Origin of the sequence: Oleiagrimonas sp. C23AA, assembly GCF_011759385.1 — a bacterium.
Taxonomy (GTDB): Bacteria; Pseudomonadota; Gammaproteobacteria; order Xanthomonadales; family Rhodanobacteraceae; genus Oleiagrimonas.
Window position 1 is genome coordinate 117,840 of the sequence record NZ_JAARLY010000003.1, and the last position, 24,482, is coordinate 142,321.

Sequence of the window (24,482 nt, forward strand, 5' to 3'; positions counted from 1 at the left end):
GCAGACGATGAGCGAGCTTTTGTGGCAGAAGGATGGCGTGAAGGTCGACGAGGCCATCATGGATTTCATGGCCGGCAACGATGTGGTGCTGGACCGCGAATTCTTCCTGCATGACATTCGCGCCAGCCAGGCGCATGTCGAAGGGCTGGCGCACATCGGTGTGGTCAGCGCCGACGAGGCCGACGCGCTGAAGCGCGAGCTGACCGTGCTGGCCGAGGATTTTTCCGCCGGGCGCTTTGTGCTCGATGCCACCTACGAAGACGGTCACTCGGCGATCGAAGCGCGCCTGACCGAGCGCCTGGGCGATGCCGGCCGCCGCGTGCACACTGGGCGCAGCCGCAACGATCAGGTGCTGGTCGCCACGCGCCTGTGGCTCAAGGACAGGCTGGCCGACCTGGCGCGGCTGTCGCTGGCCATTGCCGGCGTGTGCCTGGATCGTGCCGAGGTCGATTCGCTGCCGTTGCCCGGCTACACGCATTTGCAGCGCGCGGTGGTGTCGTCCACACGCATGTGGTTTTCCGGTTTCGCCGAAGGCTTTATCGACAACGCTATGCGCGCCCGCGCCACGCTGGAGCTGATCGACGCCAATCCGCTGGGTACGGCCGCCGGCTACGGCGTCAACCTGCCGCTGGATCGCGCCCACACCACGCAGGCGCTGGGGTTTGCGCGCATGCAGGTGTCGCCCATCTACGCCCAGCTGTCACGTGGCAAGTTCGAACTGGCGGCGCTGGATGCCTTGGCCGGCACCATGCTCGACACGCGTCGCCTGGCCTGGGATCTGAGCCTGTTCACCACCGCCGAATTTGGTTTTGTCAGCCTGCCGGACCAGTACACCACCGGCTCCTCGATCATGCCGAACAAGCGCAATCCGGATGTGGTCGAGCTGCTGCGTGGTACCTACGCGCCGGTGGCCGCGGCGCGCACCGAGATCGAACAGCTGCTGTCGCTGCCGTCCGGTTATCAGCGCGACCTGCAATACAGCAAGGGCTCGCTGGTGCACGGCTTCACCCTGGGGCTGAAGGCACTGGCCTTGTTGCCGGACCTGTTGGCCCGCATGCAATGGAATGGGCCGGTGATGCGTGCGGCGATCGAGCCGGCGATGTATGCCACCGACGTGGCCATCGAGCAGGCTGCCGCCGGCGTGCCGTTCCGCGATGCCTATCGCGCGGCAGCGGCGACGGCCACCGAAGCCGGCGAGGGCCGCTCACCTGAATCGAGTCTGGCTGCACGCGTCTCCCCGGGCGGTGATGGCGATTGTGGGGTTGAATTGCTGCGTGCGCGCCTAAAGGTCTTAACGGATACGCACTAAACGCGCCGAGAGAAAGTCCAGCACGGAGACGATGACCACACTCAAGAAGTTCAAGGAACAAAGCGTGCCGCCCTGGAACCGGGCGGTGTTGAAAGTCGGAAGCAGCCTTCTGGCCGCCGACGAGGGGGGCCTGAGCACGCGCTATGCGCTGGGACTGGCGCAGTTCATCGCGGCCTGCCAGGCAGCCGGTCGCGAGATTGTGCTGGTCTCTTCCGGCGCGGTGGCCGCCGGCCGCATGCTTCTGGCCAACCATGCCGACGAAGACAGCAGCAACAACGCTGCCCGCCAGGCCATGGCGGCGCTGGGCCAGACTCAGACGGTGGCGCTGTGGCAGCGTCTGCTTGATGCGCCGCTAGCGCAGGTGCTGCTGACACATGACGACCTGCGTGACCGTCGCCGCTATCTCAATGCGCGTGCCACGCTGCAGGAGCTGCTCACGCACAAGGTGATCCCGGTGGTCAATGAAAACGACACCGTGGCCATCGACGAGCTGACCCTGGGTGACAACGACAACCTGGCCGCCATTGTCGCGGCGCTGGTTGACGCCGACCTGCTGTTGATCGCCACCGACATCGACGGCCTGTACACCGCCGACCCGCGCAGCGGCCCCGACGCCAAACCCATCGACGTGGTGGAGGAACTGACGCCGCAGATCATGGCCATGGCCGGCGACCCCGGTTCCAGCGTCGGTACTGGCGGCATGCGTACCAAGCTGGAGGCGGCTGAAAAGGCCGCTGCCGCCGGCATTGAAACCATCCTGTTCAACGGTCGCGACGCCGACGTGGTCGGCCTGCTCTCACGCGACCTGCTGCGCGGCACCCGCCTGCGCACCAACGCCGACCGCCTGCAGGCACGCAAGTATTGGCTGCGCCATGTTCCCAACGTGCCCGGTCACATCCTGGTCGATCCAGGTGCGGCCAATGCGGTGGTCGAGGAGGGCGCCTCCCTGCTGCCCAAGGGCATCGTCACCGCGGTGGGCCATTTTCAGCGCGGCGACATGGTGGAAATCCACGTTGATGCCGAGGGCGACGCCGACGGCCACCACTGCGTGGCGCGCGGCATCACCCAGTACGGCGCCGCGGAAATCCGCCAGATTGCCGGCAGCCATACCCGCGATATCGAGAAGCGTCTCGGCTACAGCTACGGCGAAACTGTAGTGCACCGCGACGATCTGGTTCGACTCGAAGGAGCTTGAAAACATGACCAACGCATCCGTGCGCGACAACGCGCTCAAATGCCAGAAGGCCGCCGTGCAGGTGGCCGAACTTTCCACCGACGACAAGAACAAGTTGCTCAACGCCATGGCCAGCGCGCTGGAAAAGGCCAGCGACGAGGTGCTCAAGGCCAACGCCGAGGATATGCGCGCCGCGCGTGAGAAAGGCATCGGTGAGGCCATGCTCGATCGCCTGGCACTCAATGAGGAGCGTGTCGCCGGCATTGCCAAGGCGCTGCGTGAAGTAGCCGAATTGCCTGATCCGGTGGGCCAGGTCACGCACACCGAGGAGTCGTCCAAGGGCTTCACCATCGAGCGTGTGCGCGTGCCGCTGGGCGTGGTCGCGATGATCTACGAGGCGCGGCCCAACGTCACCGCCGATGCCGCCGCGCTGTGCATCAAGGCCGGCAACGGGGTGATCCTGCGTGGCGGCAAGGAAGCGGTGCGCTCCAACCAGGCCATTGCCAAGGTGTTGCGTGGTGCCATGCGCGATGCGGGTATCGACGAGCATGCGCTGATGCTGCTGGACGACCTGTCGCGCGAGGCGATGCTCGAGTTGATGCAGCTGTCGGAGATCGTCGACCTGATCATCCCGCGCGGCGGCGAAGGCCTGATCCGCTTCGTCACCGAAAACGCGCGCGTGCCGGTGATCAAGCATTACAAGGGCGTATGCCACCTTTACGTGGACAACAAGGCCGATCTGGACAAGGCGCTGGATATCCTGGTCGATGGCAAGACCACGCGCCCGGCGGCCTGCAATTCGCTGGAAACGCTGCTGGTGCACAAGGACATTGCCGCCGACTTTCTGCCGCGAGCGGCCAAGGCGCTGCGCGAGAAGGGCGTGGAGCTGCGCGGCGATGATGCCTCGCGCGCCATTGTCAGCGACATGGAGCCGGCCAGCGAGGAAGACTTCGCCGCCGAGTTCCTGTCCCTGAAAATCGCCGTGCGCGTGGTCGATGATGCCGAGCAGGCCATCGAACACATCCGCAGCTTCGGCTCCGACCACACCGAGGTGATCTGCACCGAGGACATGGTCGTGGCCAACCGCTTCGTGCATGCGCTGCGCTCGGCGGTGGTGATGATCAACGCCTCTTCGCGCTTCTCCGATGGTGGCGAACTGGGCCTGGGCGCCGAGATCGGCATTTCCACCACGCGCTTGCACTCGTACGGGCCGATGGGTGCCGAAGCGCTGACCATCGAGCGCTTCGTGCTGCGCGGTTCGGGCCAGGTGCGTCACGGCACCAAGGCGGCCTGAACGAAGCAGGCTGCGACATTTGCCGACAAGGGTCGGAGCAGGGCATTCTGCTCCGGCCTTTTTTGTGGAGCGATGCGCCCATGCGCCGATGGCCGGCCCTGATCGTTTTCCTGTTGCTGGTGGCGTTGACTGCCTGCAGCGGCGTCTTCTTCCAGCCCGGTGCCTGGTATCAGGGCTTGACCAAGCCGGGTTTCACACCGCCGAACATTGCCTTTCCGATCGCCTGGACGGCGCTTTATATCACCATGGCCGTGGCAGCCTGGCGCGCCTGGCTACAGCGTGGGTTTGATGGTGCGCAGTGGCTCTGGCTGATCCAGCTGGCGCTCAATGCATTGTGGTCTTGGCTGGTATTCGGTCGTCACTGGCTGGGCGCCGGTGCGCTGGAGATTGGTGTGCTCTGGTTGACCATTGCCGCGACCACGGCAGCGTTCTTCCGGCGCGACCGGGTGGCTGGCGCGCTGATGTTGCCCTATCTGGCCTGGGTGAGTTTTGCTGGTGTGCTGAATATCGCCTTGTGGCAACTCAATTGAGGCCGTTGAATGCCTCAGATCACCATCACGTGGTCGACGCGGGCGCGACCGTTTTCGCTGATCAGCACCATCTCGGCCAGATACTCGCCCGGTGTGCCGGTAAAACGTTGGCGCCAGGTGAATACCACGGCGCCTGGGCGGCGCAGCAGATTCAGTCGTTCCCGGTCGGCGAAGCGGCCACGCTCGGTCTGGCTCAGTTCCACTACCGAGTGGAAGTAGTCGGCCGACATCACATCGCGCGCGCGGGCGGAGAAATCGCGGATATGTCCGGCATAGTCGCGACGGTTGGAAGCATCCATCAGCGGATCCATCAGCGACTCGCCCAGCTGCCACAGGGCGCCATCTTCCAGCCGCGCCAGCGCTGCGGCTTCCAGCATGACGACGTGACTCACGGCAGGTTGAGCTGCCAGGAGACACCGAAACGATCGGTCAGCCAGCCGAAGCGACGACTGAAACCGTAGTCACCCAGCGGCATCAGCGCCTCGCCATCGACTGACAACTCCGCGAACACCTTCTCCAGCGCGTGCTCGTCGTCGAAGTCGACGAAGATGGACATCGCTGGGGTGAAGTTGAAGTCGTGCTTGACCGGCGAGTCGATGCAAAGAAACTCGCGCCCGGCCAGCGAGAAGCTGCCGATCTGCAGCTTGCCCTTGTGGCTGCCTTCGCTGTAACGACGTGTTTGGACCACCTTGGAGTCGGGAAACAGGCTCACGTAGAGGTTCATCGCTTCCTCGGCGGAGCCCTCGAACATCAGGTGGGTGCGAATATTCATGGTCATGCTTGGAGCCTGGTGCGTTGCGCGTCTTCATCTTGGCCGATTCGCACGCGCCTGCCAATCGCCGGACGTGTGCGAACCTGAAAAATCGGCAGAGCCAACCGGATCGTGGCCGCATCAGCGACTGTCGGCAAGGTCCGCCGGTCGCATGCGTTGCAGGCGTATCTTGGTGCCGCTGGCAAAGGTGGCGATGAAGGTGGCGCCTTCATGGGTCTTGGCGACGATCTTCTCCGGCGGTGCCTTGGCGGCCCGGCGCAGTGCCTTGGTGTAGTAGGCCGTGGTGATCCCGGTGGGCGTGAGCGTCAGTGGAGGTCCAACCTGGCGGAAGCGGGCAAAGAAATCGGTGCACTGCTCGCACGGCGGGAAAGGCACCGTCGGCAGCTTTTTCAGGTAGAGGAAGTATTTGCCATTGCGCGGAATGCGCATGCGCGTGGCATCGTGCGCGCTGTGATTGGTGCTGCCGTGCGCGCTCCACAGGCGCACGATCGACGCCTTGTCGCAGCGTACCGTCAGGCAGCGCTGCAGCACCAGATATTCATCATCCTGCAGGTTCACCGGCCTGACGCTGATCACATCGCCATGGCCCAGCGGCTGCGCCGGGTAGACCATGTAAGGCAGCTTGGCCAGCACCTTGAAGTCGCCGGAAATCACGTAGCCGCCGTAGTGCTTCTGGTAGGGCGGAGCGATCACGTTGATGTTGGGCAGGTCGGTCTGATCCTGGCCGTGCGCATCGCGGTGCACGGTCGGACCGGCACTGGCCAGGCAGCTCAGGCCAAGGGCCAGCAGTGCGGTGCCCAGGCGAATACTCGGTGTCATCGTACCCCTCCCGATTCCTTGCGGTCATTAAGGTCGATGCCTGCCATGCTACGCCTTTTCCCCTGGCGAACCGAAGTGGCGACACCAAAGAGGCCCCGCGCCGTGAGCCGCGGGGCCTTATACTTGGTGCTCAACGCTCAGTGGGCGAGCGGCGACTAACTTTAGTAGCCGGCGGCCAGACCCGCCGGGCGACGGCGATCGTTGGCGCCTTCCAGCAGTCCGGTTTTCGAGCTGCGCAGAATGGCCTCGTCGGCACCCCAGGACTGCACGTCCTTGAAGTGATGGCCCATCGCTTCCAGCTGGGACTTCACGCCCGGCGAGAGCAGGCCGGGCTCCACCGCGGTGACGTCCGGCAGCCATTGATTGTGCATGCGTGGTGCGTTGACCGCCTGCTGCATGTTCATGCCGAAGTCGATGACGTTGAGCATGCTCTCCAGCGTGGTGGAGATGATGGTCGAGCCGCCGGGGCTACCGGTAACCATGAACAACTTGCCGTTTTTGAGCACCATCGACGGCGACATCGAGCTCAACGGACGCTTGCCCGGTTCGATCTGGTTGATCTTGCCCTGTACCAGGCCAAACGTGTTGGGCACGCCGGGCTTGGAGGTGAAGTCGTCCATCTCGTTGTTGAGGAAGAAGCCGGTGTCGCCGGCCATCTGCGCGATGCCGAACAGATAGTTGATGGTATAGGTGCAGCTGACCGCGTTGCCCTTGGCATCGACCACCGAGAAGTGCGTCGTGTGCATGCCTTCGGCGGCACCCAGGCTGCCGTGGATCTGGCTGGACGGCGTGGCCTTGTCGGCCTGAATGGTGCTGCGCATCTCGGCCAGATGCGCGGGCGAGAGCAGCTTGTCGATTGGGTTCTTCACGAATGCCGGGTCACCCAGATAGGTGTTGCGATCAGCAAACGCGCGGCGCTCGGCTTCGATCAGATAGTGCACCGAGTTGGCCGAACCATAACCCCACTTGGCGAACGGATAGGGTTTGATCAGGCCCAGGATTTCGCAAATGGTGGTACCGCCCGAACTCGGCGGCGGCGAGGAAATCACCTCGTAACCGCGATAGTCACAGGTGATCGGGCGCGTCCATGGCGCGGTGTAGTCGGCAAAATCCTTCATGGTCAGGATGCCGCCGTGGGCCTGGCTGGCCTTGACCACTGCCTTGGCGATGGCACCGTGGTAGAACGCGCGGGTGCCATCATGCTCGATCAGCGACAGCGTGTGCGCCAACTGGGGCTGCTTGAGGCGGTCGCCAACCTGATAGGGCTTGCCGTCTTTCAGGAAAATCTTGGCGACGTTCGGGTACTTGGCAAAGTCCTTGGCCCGGGTGTGCATGATGTTGATGTCGCCCTGCTCAAGTACATAGCCGTTCCTGGCCAGCGCGATGGCCGGCTGCATCAGCTGCTTGCGGCTCATGGTGCCGTACTTGCGGCGCGCCTCTTCCAGACCCATCACAGTGCCCGGCACGCCCACGCCCAGGTAGGTGTCGGTGCTGCGGCCCTTGACCACGTTGCCTTGTGCGTCCTGGAACAGTGTGGGCGAGGCCTTGATCGGCGCCTTTTCACGGAAGTCCAGGAACACCGTGCGCGCCTTGTGCGTCTTGGTGGCGGCCAGATGCACCACCATGAAACCGCCGCCGCCGATGTTGCCGCAGCACGGATGCACCACTGCCAGCGCGTAACCCACCGCCACCGCCGCATCGATGGCGTTGCCGCCCTGCTTGAGGATGTTCACTCCGACCTTGGTGGCCAGGTGCTGCGCGGTCACCACCATCGCATGCTTGGCCGTGACCGGCCTGGCCTTGGCCAGGGCCGCCAGCGTGGTGGGCGGGGCCGTCGCGTCGAGTGCACGCGAGGATATAGCGGCGGAATCAGGCGGAGGGGCCGCTTGCACCACCGGTACGCTCAGCATCAGGGACAGGGCGGCAAGCGCGGTGCGCGCGCCGGGCATGGACAGTCGGCTCATGGGTGTCACCGGGAAGAAACAAAAGCAATACTCGACACTACCACCACATGGCGTCATTGCAGCAAGCGCAGGTCATGCCGCTTTACATCTAAAGCGCATACCCCGGTCCCTGTCGGTTGCGAATGTACACAGCAGGCCCAGGGCGCACGACAGTATCGGCCCGGATGGCTCGACCATCGTCGCGCCCGTGCTTTGTGGGGCCGAGTGGGCGCTATCATCGACCAGTTGAGTTCCAGAAGCGATATCGATGCAAACGCGTATACGCTGCCCGAGGTTGGCGGCCAAATTGATGCCCGCTCAACAGGCGGCCCAACTGATCGGCCCAGGCATGACCGTGGGCATGAGTGGATTCACTGGAGCAGGCTATCCGAAGGCGGTGCCGCAGGCGCTGGCCGCACAGATCCAGTCGGCACACGATCGCGGTGAAGCTTTCGGCATACGCGTATTGACCGGTGCCTCCACCGCGCCGGAGCTCGATGGTGTGCTGGCGCGCACCGGCGGCATCGATTTCCGCTTGCCCTATCAGTCCGATCCGGAACTGCGCGCGCGCATCAATCATGGCCAGATCGAATACATGGACATTCATCTGGGACATGTCGCGCAATATGCCTGGTCCGGTTTCTTCGGTGATATCGACGTGGCCGTGATCGAAGTGGCCGGCGTCCTGCCGGATGGACGACTGATCCCGTCGACCTCGGTTGGCAACAACAAGACCTGGCTGGATCTGGCCGCGAAGGTGGTCCTTGAAGTCAATCGTGACCAGCCGGCAGGCCTGGAGGGTATGCACGACATCTACTATGGCACGGCCCTGCCGCCGCACCGCAAGCCGATTCCGCTGCTGGCGCCGGGTGATCGCATCGGCGAACCGTATCTGCGCGTGGATCCGGACAAGGTGGTCGCGGTGGTCGAAACCGGTGGACATGACCGCTTGACGCCATTCGCTGCGCCGGACGATACCAGCGCGCGTATCGCCGGGCACCTGGTGGAGTTCTTCCGCCACGAGATTGCCCGTGGGCGCATGCCCGGGAACCTGCTGCCGCTGCAGTCGGGCGTCGGCAACATCGCCAATGCGGTACTGCTGGGGTTGCGCGAGGGCGGTTTCGAGCAGCTGAGCGCCTATACCGAGGTGATCCAGGACGGCATGCTCGACCTGATTCGCAGCGGCACCATCACCACAGCGTCGGCCACCGCGCTGTCGTTGAGCCCGGATGGCGTGGCCGACTTCGTCGAACATATCGATACCTACCGGCGCCGCATCGTGCTGCGGCCGCAGGAGATATCCAACCACGCCGAACTGGTGCGGCGGCTGGGTTGTATCGCCCTGAACGGCATGGTCGAAGCGGACCTGTACGGCAACGTCAATTCCACGCATGTAGCCGGTTCGCGCATCATCAATGGCATCGGCGGCTCAGGCGATTTCGCCCGCAACGGCTTCCTGTCCTGTTTTCTGACACCGAGCACGGCCAAGCATGGCCAGGTCTCGGCACTGGTGCCAATGGTCAGCCATGTCGACCATACCGAGCACGACGTGGCGGTGGTGGTTACCGAGCAGGGTCTGGCCGATCTGCGCGGGCTATCGCCGAAGCAGCGTGCCCGCGTGATTATCGAGCGTTGCGCGCATCCGGACTTCAAGCCCCAGCTGGAGGATTATTTCCAGCGCGCCTGTCGTCACAGCTATGGTCTGCAAACGCCGCACCTGTTGCCCGAGGCGCTGTCCTGGCACCAGCGCTTCCTTGATACCGGCAGCATGCGTGCCTAGAGGCGTTATCCCATATCGAATCGTGCGCGCTGACGGCGAGGTGCCGTCAGCGGCACTTACGCTGAGTCGAGCTGGGCGTGATCGGCGAAGCGCCAGGCCAGCTTGGCCTCGGCATGGAACGGCACCAATCCGTCTTCGATGTCGTGCAGCTTGGCCGGCACGGCGTGTTCAACGCGCTCCAGTACGACCTTCGAGTTGTTGAGTGGCAGGCCGTAAAAGCGCGGACCGTTTTCCGAGGCGAAGGCTTCCAGCTTGTCCAGCGCGCCCTCCTCTTCGAACACCTTGGCGTAGGCTTCCAGCGCCATCGGCGCGTTGAAGATGCCGGCGCAGCCGCAGGCCGATTCCTTGGCATGGCGAGCGTGCGGCGCCGAGTCGGTGCCGAGGAAAAACTTCTCGCTGCCGGAGGTCACCGCGCGGCGCAGTGCCAGACGGTGTTTCTCGCGCTTGGCCACCGGCAGGCAGTAAAAATGCGGGCGGATGCCACCGGCGAAAATGGCGTTGCGGTTGATCTCAAGGTGATGCGGTGTGACCGTGGCGCCGACGTTGGCTTCGGCCGCCAGTACGAAGTCGGCGGCATCGGCGGTGGTGATGTGCTCGAACACCACTTTCAGCTCGGGAAAATCAGCCAGCACCGGCGTCATCACGCGTTCGATGAACACGGCCTCGCGATCGAAGATGTCGATCTCGGGATTGGTGACCTCGCCGTGCACCAGCAGCGGCATGCCGATCTTCTGCATGGTCGCCAGCACGCCGTAGATGTTCTTCACATCGGTGACGCCGTGCGCCGAATTGGTGGTGGCATTGGCCGGGTACAGCTTGCAGGCGGTGACCTCGCCGCTGCTGTAACCGTGCTCGACCTCGGCCGGGTCCATGTCGTCGGTCAGATACAGCGTCATCAACGGCGTGAAGTCGTGCTCGGGCGGCACCGCGGCCAGAATGCGCTGGCGATAGGCGCGGGCGGCCTCGACCGTGGTCACCGGCGGCGCCAGGTTTGGCATGACGATGGCACGGCCAAACTGGCGCGAGGTGTAATGGGCCACCGCATCGAGCATGGCATCGTCGCGCAGGTGCACGTGCCAGTCGTCGGGACGGCGCAGGATCAGGCGTTGCGGGGAAGTGGTCATGGCAAATCTCGTCAGGCGGGGTGCTGCTCGGCCCAGGCGCGCACGGCCTGCGCGAAACCGAAGCAGTCGCTGTAGCGGTTGTAGAGCGGGGTGGGGGAGATGCGGATCACATCCGGTTCGCGCCAGTCGCCGATGATGCCTTGCTCGACCAGGTGATCGAACAACGCACGGCCGCGCTCACGTCCGCCATGCACGCGCAGCGACAGCTGCACGCCGCGGCGTTCTGGCTCGCGCGGAGTCAGCGACTCCAGCACATGCGAGAGCTGATCATCGACCAGCCATTCCAGGTAGCCGGTCAGGTCTTCGGACTTGGCGCGCAGCGCATCCATGCCGGCGCGGTGGAACAGTTCCAGCGAGGCGCGTAACGGAGCCAGGGCCAGAATCGGCGGATTCGACAGCTGCCAGCCTTCCGCGCCAGGTGTGGCATCGAACTGCGGACCCATCTTGAAGCGGGTGGTTTTGTCGTGGCCCCACCAGCCGGCAAAGCGCGGCAGTTCGCTGTGCGCGTGACGGCTGTGCACGAAGGCGCCGCCGACCGCGCCCGGGCCGCCGTTGAGGTACTTGTAGTTGCACCACACGGCAAAGTCGGCCTGGGCGTCATGCAGGGCCAGCTTCACGTTGCCGACGCTGTGCGCCAGGTCGAAGCCGACCGTGCAGCCCTGCGCGTGTGCCAGGCGGGTGATCGCCGGCAGGTCGAACACCTGACCGGTGCGGTACTGCACGCCGGGCAGCAGCACCAGCGCCACGCGTGAACCATGCTCGGTCAGTGCCTGCTCGATCGCGCTCATCGACAGCGTGCCGTTTGGCTCGTCGGCCTTGAGTTCGATCAGGTCGCGCTCCGGGTCAAAGCCGTGGAAACGGATCTGCGAGGCCACCGCGTAACGGTCGGTGGGAAAGGCGCCTTCCTCGATAAGAATGGCCGGTCGCTGCGCCGTGGGCCGGTAGAAGCTGACCATCATCAGGTGCAGGTTCACGCTCAGCGTGTTCATGGCGACCACTTCCGACGGCTCGGCGCCGACCAGTTCGGCCAGGTGGTCGCGCACCGCCTCGTGGTAGGTCATCCACGGCTGCTCGCCCTTGAAGTGGCCTTCCACCGCCAGCGTGCTCCAGCGCTCCAGTTCGGTCTCGATAGCCTGGCGCACGCCGCGCGGTTGCAGGCCCAGCGAGTTGCCGCAGAAATACAGGCACTGTCCATCGCCATGCGGCGGAATCAGAAACTGGTCGCGATAGCTGCGCAGCGGGTCGGCGGCATCACGCTGCGCGGCCCATTCGGCGCTGGCTTGGTAAACGGACATCAGGCGGCTTCCTTACAAGGTCAGGCAGAACGGGGCATTGTAGGCCGATGCGCACGGCAAGCCGAGTCGCAGCGCGGCATCGGCAAAAAAAGACCCCGGCGCAGAGGCCGGGGTCGCAAGGGTGTTGCCGATGCCCGAATGTCAGTCGCGCGATTCGGAATCGAATGGCTGCATCTGGCCTTCCTTGGCGTGTCCTGGCGTGGCGTCCAACTTGTCGCCCAGCAGGCGACGCACCACCACGTAGAACACCGGAATCAGCAGCACACCCAGGATGGTGGCGAACAACATGCCGCCGATGACGCCGGTACCGATGGCGTGGCGGGCGTTGGCGCCAGCGCCGGTGGACAGCGCCAGCGGCACCACGCCCAGGATGAAGGCCAGCGACGTCATCAGGATCGGACGGAAGCGCAGTCGGGCCGCTTCTACCACCGATTTGTGCAGCGAGTGGCCGGCGGCCTGCTGCTCGACGGCGAACTCCACGATCAGGATCGCGTTCTTCGCAGCCAGGCCGATGATGGTGATCAGGCCGATCTTGAAGTACACGTCGTTGGACAGCCCGCGCAGCATGGTGGCAGCGATCGCACCCAACACGCCCAGCGGCACCACCAGCAGCACCGAGATCGGGATCGACCAGCTTTCATACAGCGCGGCCAGACACAGGAACACCACCACGATGGACAGGCCGAACAGCAACGCCGCCTGATTGCCCGAGAGCATTTCCTGGTAGGACTGGCCGGCCCAGTCGATGCCGAACCCCTGCGGCAGGTTCTGCTGCACGATCTGCTGCATGGCTGCCATGGCCTGGCCCGAGCTGTAGCCCGGCGCCTGCTGACCGACGATATTGATCGCCGAGTAGCCGTTGTAGCGCTGCAGAGAGGGCGGACCGACACTCCACTTGGCCTTCACCACGTTGTTCAGCGGAATCATCGACGCGGTGCTGTCGGTGCCGCTGGCGCTGTTGGTGTCGGCGGTGGCAGAGGCCAGTGAGCTGGGCGTATAGAAGTGCGACAGCGCATCCGGACCCATGCGGTACTTGGCGTCGGCCTGCATGTACACGCGCTTGACGCGGCCCTGGTAGAAGAAGTCGTCCACGTACACCGGTGCCAGCATCAGCTGGATGGCGTTGTAGACGTCACTGACCGACAGGCCCATCGACTGCGCCTGCGTGCGGTCCACCTTCAGGTGCAGCTGCGGGCCATCCTGCAGCGTGTTCGGACGCACGCCGGTCAGCACCTTGTTCTGCGATGCGGCGCCCAGCACCTTGCCCATGGCCGCGGCCAGCGCGGCATGGCCCTTGCCGGTGCGGTCCTCCAGGTACATGTCGAAGCCGCCGAACTGGCCCAGGCCCTGCACGGTGGGGATGTTGACCACGAAGATGTTGGCATCGTGGATGTTCATCGCCAGCGCGCCGTTGGTCTGCGCGATGTACTGCTCGGCGGTGATGCTGCGCTTGCTCCACGGTTTCAGGCGAATGAAGGACATGCCCACGTTCTCGCCCTGGCCGACGAAGCTGAAGCCGGACACCTGCAGCACTGAGGCAAACGCCGGGTTCTTCTTCAGCACCTGGCGCATCTCGTCCATCACGTGCTTGGTGCGATCGAGCGTGGCACCCGGCGGCAGCTGCACGATGGCCAGCGCATAGCCCTGGTCCTCGTCGGGCAGGAAGCCACCTGGCAGGCGAGTGAACAGGAAGCCGCACAGCAGCGTCAGCAGCACGAAGGCAATCATCCAGCGCGGCGTGTGTCGCGTGGCGCTGCCGACGCGGCGGGTGTAGCGCGCCGTCATCCAGTCGAAGAACTGGTTGAACTTGCGGAACACCACGTTGGACTTGCCGTGCGTGGGCTTGATGATGGTCGCGCACAGCGCCGGCGTGAAAGACAGCGCCAGGAACGCCGAGAAGCCCATCGACAGCGCAATGGTCAGCGCGAACTGGCGATAGATGGCACCGGTGGCGCCGGCCTGCAGCGCCGAGGGGATGAACACCGCCGCCAGTACCACCGAAATGGCCACGATGGCGCCGGTGATCTGGCCCATGGCCTTGCGCGTGGCTTCCTTCGGCGGCAGCTGTTCCTCGGTCATGATGCGTTCGACGTTCTCGATCACCACGATCGCATCGTCGACCACGATACCGATGGCCAGCACCATGCCGAACAGGGTCAGCTGGTTGATGGTGAAGCCCAGCACCAGCATGCCCAGGAAGGTGCCCAGCAGGGCCACCGGAATGACCAGTGTCGGAATGATCGTGGCGCGCAGGTTCTGCAGGAACAGCAGCATCACCAGGAACACCAGGATGATGGCCTCGATCAGCGTGTGCACCACCTCGTCGATGGAAATATTGACGAAGGTGGTCGAATCGTACGGGATGTACCAGCTCACACCCTGCGGGAAGCTGGGCGCCAGTTCCTCCATCTTGCTGTGCACTTCTTCCGATACCGTCAGCGCGTTGGCGCCCGGCAGCAGCTGAATGGCGAAGGCGCCGGTCGGCTGGCCGTTGTATTCGGTATCAAAGCCGTAGTTCTGCGCACCAAAGCCGATCTTGGCGACATCCCTCAGACGCACCGTGGTGCCGTCCTGATTGGCGCGCAAAATGATGTTGCGGAACTGGTCGGGCGAGGTGAAGCGGCTCTCGGCCGACACCGTGGCGGTGTAGCCCTGGTCCTTCGGTGCCGGGTCGGCGCCGAGCGAGCCGGCAGCGAACTGCACGTTCTGCGCCTTCACCGCATCCAGTACCTGCGTGGCGGAAAGGCCATAGGCGTGCAGCTTGTCCGGATTGAGCCAGATGCGCATGGCATATTCGGCACCGAACTGGCGCGTGCTGCCCACGCCCGGCAGGCGCGAGATCTGATCAAGGACGCGCGAGGCGACAATATCGTTGAGGCGGTCGCGATCAATGTCCGGGTTCGACGATTTCAGGCCGACCACCATCAGGAAGCCGGCGTTGGCCTTGGCCACCACCACGCCTTGCTGGGTCACTTCCGATGGCAGACGCGGTTCGGCCAACGCCACCTTGTTCTGTACCTGCACCTGGGCGATGTCCGGATCAGTGCCGCTCTGGAAGGTCAGCGTGATCGATGCGCGGCCGGTGGAGCTGGACTCGGAGGAGAAGTACAGCAGGTGGTCGATACCGGTCATCTGCTGCTCGATGACCTGGGTAACGGTCTTTTCCAGCGTGTCGGCGCTGGCGCCGGGATAGGTGGCCGACACCGTCACCTGTGGGGGGGCGATGGACGGGTAGGATTCAACGCCGAGGTTGGCGATCGAAATCACGCCACCGAGCGTGATCAGGATCGCCACCACCCAGGCGAAGATCGGGCGGTCGATAAAGAAACTTGGCATGACCGTTCCTTAGTGCTTGGAAGAGGCCGGGGCACTGCTCTTGGCGGCCGCCGGGGCACCCTTGGGTGCCTGTGAGGGCTGTCCGGCCGGCTTGGGCTGGTAGGCGGTGACCTTGGCCGGCTGGCCGGGACGGGCCTTGGCCAGGCCACTGACGATCACCTTGTCGCCCTGCTTCAGACCGCCGGTGACAATCCAGTTGCCATTGCGCGAGTCGCTGGTTTCCACCTGGGTCTGCTGCACCTTGTTGTCGGTGCCCACGGTCAGCACGTAGGGACCATTGGTGCTCTGCTGTACAGCGGCCTCCGGGATCAGGAAGGCGTGGCTGATCGAGCCCAGCGTGACGCGGACGTTGGCGAACATGCCCGGCAACAGGGTGTGTTCGGGGTTGGGCACGGTAGCGCGCAACTGCACGGCGCCGGTGTTCGGATCGACCGTGGAGCCTGAGAAATCCAGCTCGCCGGTCTGGCCGTAGGTGCTGCCGTTGGGCAGGGTCAACTGCACCTTGCCTTTGCCGTCACCGAGCAGGGTGGCGTTGCCCTTGGCCTGCTCCTCGCGCAGCGTGTTGAGCTCATCCACGCCCATGGTGAAGTTCACATACAGCGGGTCGATCTGGTCGACCGTGGTCAGCAGGGTGTCGCTGCCCTGGCCGACCAGCGCACCCTCGGTGACCTGCTGCTTGTCGGCGCGACCGGAGATGGGCGCACGCACGGTGGCATAGCCCAGGTTGATGCGTGCGCTCTGGACATTGGCCTTGGCCTGCTTCACCGCGGCGGCCGATGAACGCTCGGCGGCCAGCGCGTTGTCCAGATCCGACTGCGAGATGTAGTGCTTGTCGATCAGGCGGCGGTCGCGCTCGGCGATGGTGTGATTATTGGCGTAGGTCGCCTGGGCCTGCGCCAGCTGTGCCTCGGCCGAATTCAACGTGGCGCGCAGCGGTGCAGGATCAATCTGGAACAGTACTTGGCCCTTCTTGACGTCGGTACCTTCGTCATAGGTGCGTTTGAGCAACACGCCAGCCACCCGGGCGCGCACGTCGGCCGAGCGGAACGCCGACAAACGGCCGACCAGGTCGCGCGTCAGCGGCACACGGGTTGGCTTGGCCGTGATCACCCCGACCTGGGGCGGCGGCATCTGGTGCTGCTGCTGGGGCTTGCCGCCACAGGCGGCCAGCAGGGCCACGCTGGAGCCGAGCACGAGAGTGCGCAGGGACAGGGACTTCATGAGGACGTCCTTAAATGATGATCGGAAGAAAGGGGAGTAGGGGCATAAAGCTGAATGAACATATTTACGGCATGACGGGTCCAGCTGTCCTGTGCCTTTTGTCCGCGCGTGTCCACGCCGCACCAGGTGCGCTGCGGTTCCAGCCCGGCGATCATCGACAGGAACAGCTCGGCGGCTACGTTCGGATCATCCCGGCGCAGGTCGCCGCTGGTCATGGCCTGGCTCAGACGCTCGGCCAGACGGCTTTGCACCTGACCCAGGCCGTGCCGGTACATGTCGGCGGCCAGGCGGGGAAAGCGCGGTACCTGCGCGCTGAGCATGCGACATAGCGCCGCCGCTTCGGAGGTGTTGACGTAGCGCATGTACTGGCGCGCCACTTCGAAAAGGAAGCCGGGCAGGTCCGAAGGTTGTGGTGCCAGCGCTTCGTGCAGCGGTTCCAGAAGGGCCCGCGCGGCTGCACGGAACAGGGCGTCCTTGCTCTCGAAATGTGCGTACACGGTCTGTTTGGCGACGCCAGCCAGGCGGGCTACCGACTCCATGGATACCCGATAACCTTCACGCAGGAACAGCGTGCAGGCCGCGTCCAGGACGCGCTGGTAGGTGCTGGGCATGGCGGACAGGTCGGGCGCGTACATGGTTTCGGACATGGTGGACTGTACTGTCCAGTTTACTTTTTGCTTGGCGTGAACGTCAACGCGCCACAGCCTGTTTCATATCAGTCGCTGCGTGCGACCTCGACCCGGTCACGGCCGCCTCGCTTGGCCTGGTACAGGGCGCGATCGGCGGCCTGGATCAGTGTGTAGGGGGTCTGGCCGTGATTGGGGTACAGCGCCACGCCAATTGAACAGGTAGGGGGCTGGTCGCCGAATTCGCCATCCGGTAGCGACGCGGTGGCTTCACGGATCTGGTTGGCGCGCGCCATGGCTGCCTCCAGACCGACGCCAGGCAGCACCAGGGTGAATTCCTCGCCACCGTAGCGACAGGCCAGGTCCGAGCCGCGCACGCCGCTGCGAAGCACCTCGGCAAATTCCACCAGGCGCCGGTCGCCAGCCTGATGGCCGTGGCTGTCGTTGAATTGCTTGAAGTGGTCCATGTCCAGCATCAGCACGGTCAGGGGCGCCTGGTCGCGCGCGCAACGCAGCAGTTCGCGGCCCAGCGAGCTTTCCAGGTAGCGGCGGTTGAACAGGCCGGTCAGCGCATCACGGATCGACTGGCTGCGCAGGCTTTCCTGCAGGCGCAGGTTGCCCAACGACAGCGCCAGTTGCTCGGCGATGGTCAGGGTCAGCCGACGCAGCTCCTCGTCCAGCTCCCCGCCGGGCTGGATATGCAGCACGCCCAGGGTCTCGCCTTGGGTCACCAGCGGCATGCAAAGGTAGTTGAGTATCTGTTCGGCGGCACCGGGAGGCACATCCAGGTGCGCGCAGTGAAAGGTGGCGTCCTGATTGGGCGGCGGGTAGGGGTGGCCGCGGCGAAGTGCCAGGCAATCGTCCGGTGAAAAGGTGTCCTGGCAGATGAACTTGGACGTTCCCCAGTGCGCGCTTTGCGTGAGCTGGCCGGTGTCGGTATCGAGCATCAGGATCTGGCCGAATGAGCCCGGTAGCAGCTCGGGCATCGAACTGCAGATGACCTCGAACGCCTCCTCCAGCTTGCGGCAGCTTTGCAGCATTTCACCCAGCAGGGAAAGGCGCGCCAGTTGTCCGGCCAGGCGCCGTGACTGCTCCAGACTTTCGGCCAGGTCGCGGTAGGCGTCGACGATGTGTGCTTCGGAACGCACACGGATCTGCTGTTCGCGGATGGCCAGCACAAATGCGCGCCACAACAACAGCAGACAGGCGCTGAGGCAGATCAGCGTCAGGGTGATGGTGCGCGTGGCCAGTGCATCGCGGCGCTGCTGGTATTGCTGAAGCAGGATCGACTCTTCATTGCGCATGAGGCGCGCGCCCTGTTCCAGCTCGTCCGGAAAATAGTTCTGTGCCAGATGGTCCAGTGATTTGCGAATGCCGTTTCGGCCGTGCTGCCGGTACTCGCGCATGACGTTTTCCAGCGCATTGCGGCGCTGCTCGACCAGCGTACGCAGGGCATGCGCGCGATGCCTCTGTTCGGTGTCGGTGCGCACCATCCGCTCAAGCAGCCGGGATTCATCCTGCAGGTGCGGAAGCAAGGCATAGTAGCTGGCCAGCAGGCGCTCATCGTCGGTCAGCAGGAAGGCGTGCTGCAATGCCTCGGCGCTATTGACGGTGGCGACCAGGCTGAGCACCTGTTGCTCGACACGAAAGGAGTGCTGCACACGATGGCTGAACTGGCGGTAGGCGCGCGCATTGATGTAGATGGTGGCAGACAGCGCCAGAATCAGTGCAGTGGCCGCGGTGGCGATCAGCAGCAGGCGCGCGCGAAAGCTGCGCACAGTCTTTCCCTGAGCCGCAGGTTGCTGCGGTGCAGATGGATTGCTGCGGGTGTTGGGCGCTATCCTTTTCACGCTTGGCCGGCTTCCGCCGGTACATCACGCCGCGGATGGTTCATCTGCGATGTTTCCACGCCCGAACGAGTGAACGTCCTTATGCGAGCGGCCCCCGCGCCGATGCCCGGTAGCCCAATCCGGCCCATGCCCAGGCGACTCGATGACGTGACCCTCGCGGTCGTGCGTGCCTTGACCATGTTTCCTCCCACTGCCCCGGACGCCTCGAACGTGCGCCGCGCCAGCGTGTGTGCGCGAGATGTCGTGCAGGCCTGAGCCAACTTCACTGCCCCTATATTCAATCATGAACTCCATTCTTGCTACGGGCGACGACCAGTTCTTCGGCCTCGTTCGCGAAAAACTTGACCAACTCGATTCCCGCGCCGAATGGCAGGCGGTCAGCCGCGAGGCTGCGCATGCCTTCATCGGTCGATTCCTGTCACGCACGGCGCCGGGTGACCTGGCCCTGCATACCCCGCAGGCATGGGCGGCGCTGAGCATGGATCTGGTTGCCTTCATGCAGCGGCGACCGGGTGGGCGTCCGCGTGTGCGCGTGTTCAATCCCGAGGATGAGCACCGCGGATGGGAGGGCAAGTACACCGTGCTGCAGGTGGTCACCGACGACATGCCGTTCCTGGTCGATTCGATCTCCATGGCGGTGGACGAAGCCGGAGCCCAACTGCACGCCATCATTCACCCGGTGCTGGGTGTGCGCCGCGACAGCGACGGCACGCTGCAGGCACTGGACGAGCATGGCGCCAATGCCGAGTCGGTGATGCATCTGGAGATCGACCGGCTGGCGCGCGATGAAGACCTCAAGGCGCTTGCCGAAGCGGTCGAGCACGCACTGATGGACGTGCGCGCCGCGGTCGGCGAGTGGGGCGCGATGCGCCAGACCATGCTCGATGTGGCCGACGACCTGCACAACCGCCGCCTGCCGCTGAAGGATGAGGACATCACCGAGGCCAGCGCGTTCCTGCGCTGGGTGGCCGATGACCACTTCACCTTCCTGGGTTACCGCGAATACGAAATCGGCGAGGACGAGGGCGACGAGGTGCTGCGGGCTTTGAAGGGCTCGGGCATGGGAATCCTGCACGATTCGGAGCGCTCGGTGGCGCCGCGCTCACTGCGCACGCTGGCGGCCTCGGAGTTGCCGCAATCGGGTGCCATGGACGCCATCATCCTGACCAAGACCAACGCCCGATCCACCGTGCATCGCCCTGGACACATGGACTATATCGGTGTGTTGCGTTTCGACGAATCGGGCCGGCCGGTCGCCGAGCAGCGCTTTCTGGGCCTTTTCACCTCCAGCGCCTACATGTGCCGGCCGCAGGAAGTACCGCTGATTCGCGACAAGTGCGAGGAAGTACTCAAGCGCTCGGGCTTAAAGCGCGATGCGTATTCGGGCAAGACGCTGCGCCATATTCTCGAGGTGCTGCCTCGCGACGAACTGTTCCAGGGCACCGAGGATGAGCTGTACGCCATCGCCACCGGCATCCTGGACTTGCGCGAGCGCGCCCGTGCGCGCCTGTTCGTGCGCCGGGACAAGTATGGGCGTTTCTTCTCGTGCCTGGCCTTCGTGCCACGCGACCGCTTCAACACCCATGTGCGCGAGAGCATCGAGGCGATGCTTGGCCAGTCGCTGCGTGGCGAGCATCTGGACTCGACCGTGCTGATGGGCGAGTCGGCGCTGGTGCGCCTGCACGTCACGGTGCGTCCGGCGCCGGGCGATCAGCCCGAATACGATCCGGTCGAGCTGGAAGGCAAGCTGGTGCACCTGGTGCGCAACTGGCACGACGAGCTCGGCACGGCGCTGGTCGATGCGCTGGGTGAGCGGCAGGGCCTGGCGCTGGCGCAGCACTACGGGCGTGCGCTGCCGGCCGGCTACATCGAGGAAGTGACGCCGGAAGTGGCGGCCGAGGACGTGCGTGCGTTGGCCTCGCTGGACGACGATGATGCGGTGCGCATGTCGTTCTATCGCAGCGCCGGCGATAACGACCAGCTGCGCTTCAAGATCTACCGTCGCGGTGGCGACATCGCGCTGTCCGAAGTGCTGCCGCAGCTGGAAAACCTTGGCCTGCGCGTGCTCGCCGAGCATGTCTACGAGGCGCGCGTGGATGGCGTGCGCCTGTTCGTGCAGGATTTCGAGGTCTGCCCGGTGGGGCACCTGTCGTTCGATGTGGATCAGGTCGGCGATCGCTTCGAGCGTGCCTTCGAGCACGTCTGGCGTGGCCATGCCGAGAATGACGGCTTCAACCGGCTGGTGCTGGGGGCCATGCTCGACTGGCGCCAAGTGGCGATGCTGCGCGCCTACTGCAAATACCTGCAGCAGGTCGGCATCGCCTTCTCGCAGGCCTACATGGAAGAGACGCTGCATCGCTATCCGGGCATCGCCGGACTGCTGGTGGAGCTGTTCTACGCCAAGTTCGATCCGCGCCGCGAGTCGCTGGCCGCCGAAGAACTGGAGCAGGCGCGCACGCTGCTGCGCCGCGAGATGGAAGTGCTGGTGCCCGACACCGTGCGCAGCCATCACGCCGCGCTTATCGACGACATGGTGGCGGCGCTGGACAAGCCGCGCCAGGACCAGGAAAAGGTGTTCCTGGAGGCCATTGCGCTGATGCTCGACACCGTGGCCAGCCTGGACGACGAGCGCATCCTGCGCAGCTACATCGACGTCATGGATGCCACGCTGCGCACCAGTTACTTCCAGTATCTGACCGAGCCGCGCGCCTACACCGCCTACAAGTTCGACTCGCACAAGGTGCCCGGCGCGCCCAAGCCGGTGCCGTATCGCGAGATTTTCGTCTACGGCCCGCGCGTGGAAGGCGTGCATCTGCGCTTTGGTCCGGTCGCCCGTGGCGGCCTGCGCTGGTCCGATCGCCGCGAGGATTTCCGCACCGAGGTGCTGGGCCTGGTCAAGGCGCAGATGGTCAAGAACACGGTGATCGTGCCGGTCGGCTCCAAGGGCGGCTTCTTCGTCAAGCGTCCGCCCGAAAGCGGCGAGCGCGAGGCCGTCCAGGCCGAGGGCATCGCCTGCTATTCGATGTTCATCAATGGTCTGCTGGACATCACCGACAACCTGGTCGAGGGCAAGGTGGTGCCGCCGCGCGATGTGGTGCGCCACGATGCCGACGATCCGTACCTGGTGGTCGCGGCCGACAAGGGCACGGCCACCTTCTCCGACATCGCCAATTCCATCGCCATCGAGCATGGCTACTGGCTGGCTGACGCCTTTGCCTCGGGCGGCTCCAATGGTTATGACCACAAGAAGATGGGCATCACCGCCAAGGGCGCCTGGGAGTCGGTCAAGCGCCACTTCCGCGCACTTGGGCGCGACAGCCAGGCCGAGGATTTCACCTGCGTCGGCGTGGGCGACATGTCCGGGGATGTGTTCGGCAACGGCATGTTGTTGTCGCGGCACATCCGCCTGCTGGCGGCCTTCGATCACCGCCACATCTTCCTCGACCCGAACCCGGATGCGGCCGCCTCGTTCGCCGAGCGCGAGCGCATGTTCGCGCTGCCACGCTCGACCTGGGAAGACTACGACAAGAGCCTGATTTCCGAAGGGGGTGGCGTCTATGCCCGTTCGCTGAAGGCTATTCCGGTCAGCGAACAAGTGCGCAAGGCACTGGGGCTGAAGTCCGATGTCTCGCAGCTGTCGCCGCCGGAGCTGATCAGCGCCATTTTGAAGGCGCCGGTCGACTTGCTGTGGAACGGCGGCATCGGCACCTATGTGAAGGCCAGCAGCGAAACCCACGAGGATGCCGGCGACCGCACCAACAACGTGTTGCGTGTGGACGGCCGCGACCTGCGCTGCAAGGTGGTGGGCGAGGGCGGCAACCTGGGCCTGACCCAGCGCGGTCGCATCGAGGCGGCGCAGCAAGGCGTGCTGCTCAACACCGACTTCATCGACAACTCGGCCGGCGTGGACACCTCCGACCATGAGGTCAACATCAAGATCCTGCTCGGCGATGCGGTGCAGCGCGGCGAGCTGTCGATGGACAAGCGCAACGAGCAGCTGGCGGCGATGACCGACGAGGTCGAGCGCCTGGTGCTGTGGGACAACTACCGCCAGAACTACGCCATCACGCTGATGGAGCACCAGTCGGTGAAGCGCCTTGGGTCGATGGCGCACTTCATCAGCACGCTGGAGGCCGAAGGTCTGCTCGATCGCCAGGTGGAGTTCCTGCCCAGCGATGCCGAGCTTTCCGAGCGCAAGACGCGCGGCCAGGGCCTGACCCGGCCGGAACTGTCGGTGCTGCTGTCCTACGACAAGATCAAGCTGTTCCAGCAGTTGCTGGAATCGGACGTGCCCGAAGATCCGTACCTGTCCAAGGAGCTGGCCCGTTATTTCCCCGAGCCGTTGCGCGAGCCTTATGCCGAGCACATGCAGCGCCATCGCCTGCGCCGCGAGATCATCGCCACGGCGGTGACCAACTCCACCCTCAACCGCATGGGCGCCACTTTCATGATGCGCATGCAGGAGGACACCGGGCAGGGGCCGGCCGCCATCGCCAAGGCATTCACCGCCGCACGCGAGATTCTCGATGCGCGTGCGCTGTGGGCGCAGATCGAGGCGCTGGACGGCAAGGTCGCCGAGGACACGCAGATCGATGCCATGCTGCAGATCTGGACGCTGCTGCGGCACATGACGCGCTGGCTGCTGTCACGTCCGGGCGGCACGCTGGATATCGCCGCCAATGTCGAGCGCTATGCGCCGGGCGTGTCGCGTCTGCGCGAGGCGCTGCCGGGGGTGCTGACACCGACCAGCGGCGCCGACTTCGACCTGACCGCCGAAAAGTGGGAAGGCCTGGGGTTGGATGCCGACCTGGCACAGCGCCTGGCGCGCATGCCGGTGCTGCGCGAGGTGCTGGACATGGTCGACGTCGCCCGCGAAACCGATCATCCCATCGATCGCGTGGCGGCGGTGTTCTTCGAGCTGGCCGAGACGCTGGATCTGGAATGGCTGCGCGGTCAGATCGAGGCGCTGCCGGTGGATGGGCGCTGGCACGCCCAAGCCCGTGGCTCGCTGCTGGACGAGTTGAGCACGCAGCAGCGTGCGCTGGTGGTGCAGGTGCTGCATTACGCTGGCTCGCGTGAAGACGTCAGCCCGGTCGAGGCCTGGCTGGATCGCGACAGCCCGGCGCTGGCCTACACGCGCAGCATGCTGGCCGAGATCCTGCAGCAGAACTGCGATTACCCGATCGCCTCGGTGGCGGTGCGTCGCCTGGCCCAGTTGGCGCACACACCTGCCTGAGACCGGCGAGCCAGCATGACCGCGGCTCGATCCGGCGCGTGAAACACGAAGGCCGACGCAGTGATGCGTTCGGCCTTCGTGCTGTCCAGACTCGCGCGGGCTGGCCCCGGAGGTCCATCGGTGGTGCCGCCGGTCCGGTCCCCGCTTTCAGGCGCCCGCTCCTGATCCCGGTA

16 protein-coding genes are annotated in these 24,482 nt (G+C 64.8%); 6 read left to right on the top strand and 10 right to left on the bottom strand.

Features of this window, described 5'->3' with window-relative positions:
- Positions 1 to 7 precede the first annotated feature (7 nt).
- The 4 genes from HBF24_RS05985 (at position 8) to HBF24_RS06000 (ending at position 4,307) form a co-directional block, all read left to right on the top strand.
- The gene (locus HBF24_RS05985; protein WP_167170467.1) at positions 8 to 1,309 is read left to right on the top strand and encodes an argininosuccinate lyase; all 1,302 of its coding nucleotides are present in this window, start codon (positions 8 to 10) and stop codon (positions 1,307 to 1,309) included.
- A gap of 31 nt (positions 1,310 to 1,340) precedes the next feature.
- Positions 1,341 to 2,504: a glutamate 5-kinase gene (proB, locus tag HBF24_RS05990; RefSeq protein ID WP_167170469.1), complete on the top strand. Its 1,164-nt coding sequence runs from the start codon at positions 1,341 to 1,343 to the stop codon at positions 2,502 to 2,504.
- Positions 2,505 to 2,508: 4 nt separating this feature from the next.
- A complete protein-coding gene (locus HBF24_RS05995; RefSeq protein WP_167170471.1) occupies positions 2,509 to 3,777 on the top strand; it encodes a glutamate-5-semialdehyde dehydrogenase in 1,269 nt (422 codons plus the stop codon).
- Between the two features lie 80 nt (positions 3,778 to 3,857).
- Positions 3,858 to 4,307, top strand: coding sequence for a TspO/MBR family protein (locus HBF24_RS06000; RefSeq protein WP_167170473.1), 450 nt, complete (start codon positions 3,858 to 3,860; stop codon positions 4,305 to 4,307).
- A 14-nt stretch (positions 4,308 to 4,321) separates the two neighbouring features.
- On the opposite strand, the gene HBF24_RS06005 is transcribed toward HBF24_RS06000, so the two are convergent.
- The 4 genes from HBF24_RS06005 to ggt form a co-directional block, all read right to left on the bottom strand.
- On the bottom strand, positions 4,322 to 4,699 hold the full coding sequence (locus HBF24_RS06005; RefSeq protein ID WP_167170476.1) for a hypothetical protein: 378 nt from the start codon (positions 4,697 to 4,699) through the stop codon (positions 4,322 to 4,324).
- Positions 4,696 to 5,079 carry a VOC family protein gene (locus HBF24_RS06010; RefSeq protein WP_206064213.1) on the bottom strand — a complete coding sequence of 128 codons (384 nt, stop codon included), beginning with the start codon at positions 5,077 to 5,079 and terminating at the stop codon, positions 4,696 to 4,698. Before HBF24_RS06010 ends, HBF24_RS06005 begins: the two co-directional genes overlap by 4 nt.
- Before the next feature lie 120 nt (positions 5,080 to 5,199).
- Positions 5,200 to 5,898: a hypothetical protein gene (locus HBF24_RS06015; RefSeq protein WP_167170482.1), complete on the bottom strand. Its 699-nt coding sequence runs from the start codon at positions 5,896 to 5,898 to the stop codon at positions 5,200 to 5,202.
- 161 nt (positions 5,899 to 6,059) lie between these two features.
- Positions 6,060 to 7,862 (bottom strand): gamma-glutamyltransferase, encoded by a 1,803-nt coding sequence (ggt, locus tag HBF24_RS06020; RefSeq protein ID WP_240922262.1) that lies wholly within the window; start codon positions 7,860 to 7,862, stop codon positions 6,060 to 6,062.
- Between the two features lie 247 nt (positions 7,863 to 8,109).
- On the opposite strand from ggt, the gene HBF24_RS06025 reads away from it, so the two are divergent.
- The gene (locus HBF24_RS06025; protein WP_167170486.1) at positions 8,110 to 9,621 is read left to right on the top strand and encodes an acetyl-CoA hydrolase/transferase family protein; all 1,512 of its coding nucleotides are present in this window, start codon (positions 8,110 to 8,112) and stop codon (positions 9,619 to 9,621) included.
- 56 nt (positions 9,622 to 9,677) lie between these two features.
- Here HBF24_RS06025 and pyrC read toward each other — a convergent pair whose 3' ends face one another.
- The 6 genes from pyrC to HBF24_RS06055 all read right to left on the bottom strand — a co-directional run bounded on the left by pyrC (position 9,678) and on the right by HBF24_RS06055 (position 19,001).
- Complete coding sequence (gene pyrC / locus HBF24_RS06030) at positions 9,678 to 10,745, bottom strand: dihydroorotase (protein WP_167170489.1); 1,068 nt, start codon at positions 10,743 to 10,745, stop codon at positions 9,678 to 9,680.
- A gap of 11 nt (positions 10,746 to 10,756) precedes the next feature.
- On the bottom strand, positions 10,757 to 12,040 hold the full coding sequence (gene kynU, locus HBF24_RS06035) for a kynureninase (RefSeq protein ID WP_206064214.1): 1,284 nt from the start codon (positions 12,038 to 12,040) through the stop codon (positions 10,757 to 10,759).
- Between the two features lie 141 nt (positions 12,041 to 12,181).
- Positions 12,182 to 15,376, bottom strand: a complete 3,195-nt coding sequence (locus HBF24_RS06040) for an efflux RND transporter permease subunit (protein ID WP_167170492.1) — start codon at positions 15,374 to 15,376, stop codon at positions 12,182 to 12,184.
- A 9-nt stretch (positions 15,377 to 15,385) separates the two neighbouring features.
- Entirely contained in the window at positions 15,386 to 16,597 is a 1,212-nt protein-coding gene (locus HBF24_RS06045) for an efflux RND transporter periplasmic adaptor subunit (RefSeq protein WP_167170494.1), read from the bottom strand.
- Positions 16,594 to 17,244 (bottom strand): TetR/AcrR family transcriptional regulator, encoded by a 651-nt coding sequence (locus HBF24_RS06050; protein WP_167170497.1) that lies wholly within the window; start codon positions 17,242 to 17,244, stop codon positions 16,594 to 16,596. The genes HBF24_RS06045 and HBF24_RS06050 overlap by 4 nt, the downstream gene beginning before the upstream one ends.
- Before the next feature lie 68 nt (positions 17,245 to 17,312).
- Complete coding sequence (locus tag HBF24_RS06055) at positions 17,313 to 19,001, bottom strand: GGDEF domain-containing protein (RefSeq protein WP_167170500.1); 1,689 nt, start codon at positions 18,999 to 19,001, stop codon at positions 17,313 to 17,315.
- Positions 19,002 to 19,356: 355 nt separating this feature from the next.
- On the opposite strand from HBF24_RS06055, the gene HBF24_RS06060 reads away from it, so the two are divergent.
- Positions 19,357 to 24,309, top strand: coding sequence for an NAD-glutamate dehydrogenase (locus HBF24_RS06060; protein WP_167170503.1), 4,953 nt, complete (start codon positions 19,357 to 19,359; stop codon positions 24,307 to 24,309).
- Positions 24,310 to 24,482: the final 173 nt, after the last annotated feature.

Bases quoted from the DNA above. Each gene is read 5' to 3' on its own strand.
- HBF24_RS05985 (WP_167170467.1), top strand. From the start codon at position 8: ATGAGCGAGCTTTTGTGGCAGAAGGATGGCGTGAAGGTCGACGAGGCC.
- proB (WP_167170469.1), top strand. From the start codon at position 1,341: ATGACCACACTCAAGAAGTTCAAGGAACAAAGCGTGCCGCCCTGGAAC.
- HBF24_RS05995 (WP_167170471.1), top strand. From the start codon at position 2,509: ATGACCAACGCATCCGTGCGCGACAACGCGCTCAAATGCCAGAAGGCC.
- HBF24_RS06000 (WP_167170473.1), top strand. From the start codon at position 3,858: ATGCGCCGATGGCCGGCCCTGATCGTTTTCCTGTTGCTGGTGGCGTTG.
- HBF24_RS06010 (WP_206064213.1), bottom strand. From the start codon at position 5,079: ATGAATATTCGCACCCACCTGATGTTCGAGGGCTCCGCCGAGGAAGCG.
- HBF24_RS06015 (WP_167170482.1), bottom strand. From the start codon at position 5,898: ATGACACCGAGTATTCGCCTGGGCACCGCACTGCTGGCCCTTGGCCTG.
- ggt (WP_240922262.1), bottom strand. From the start codon at position 7,862: ATGAGCCGACTGTCCATGCCCGGCGCGCGCACCGCGCTTGCCGCCCTG.
- HBF24_RS06025 (WP_167170486.1), top strand. From the start codon at position 8,110: ATGCAAACGCGTATACGCTGCCCGAGGTTGGCGGCCAAATTGATGCCC.
- pyrC (WP_167170489.1), bottom strand. From the start codon at position 10,745: ATGACCACTTCCCCGCAACGCCTGATCCTGCGCCGTCCCGACGACTGG.
- kynU (WP_206064214.1), bottom strand. From the start codon at position 12,040: ATGTCCGTTTACCAAGCCAGCGCCGAATGGGCCGCGCAGCGTGATGCC.
- HBF24_RS06040 (WP_167170492.1), bottom strand. From the start codon at position 15,376: ATGCCAAGTTTCTTTATCGACCGCCCGATCTTCGCCTGGGTGGTGGCG.
- HBF24_RS06045 (WP_167170494.1), bottom strand. From the start codon at position 16,597: ATGAAGTCCCTGTCCCTGCGCACTCTCGTGCTCGGCTCCAGCGTGGCC.
- HBF24_RS06050 (WP_167170497.1), bottom strand. From the start codon at position 17,244: ATGTCCGAAACCATGTACGCGCCCGACCTGTCCGCCATGCCCAGCACC.
- HBF24_RS06060 (WP_167170503.1), top strand. From the start codon at position 19,357: ATGAACTCCATTCTTGCTACGGGCGACGACCAGTTCTTCGGCCTCGTT.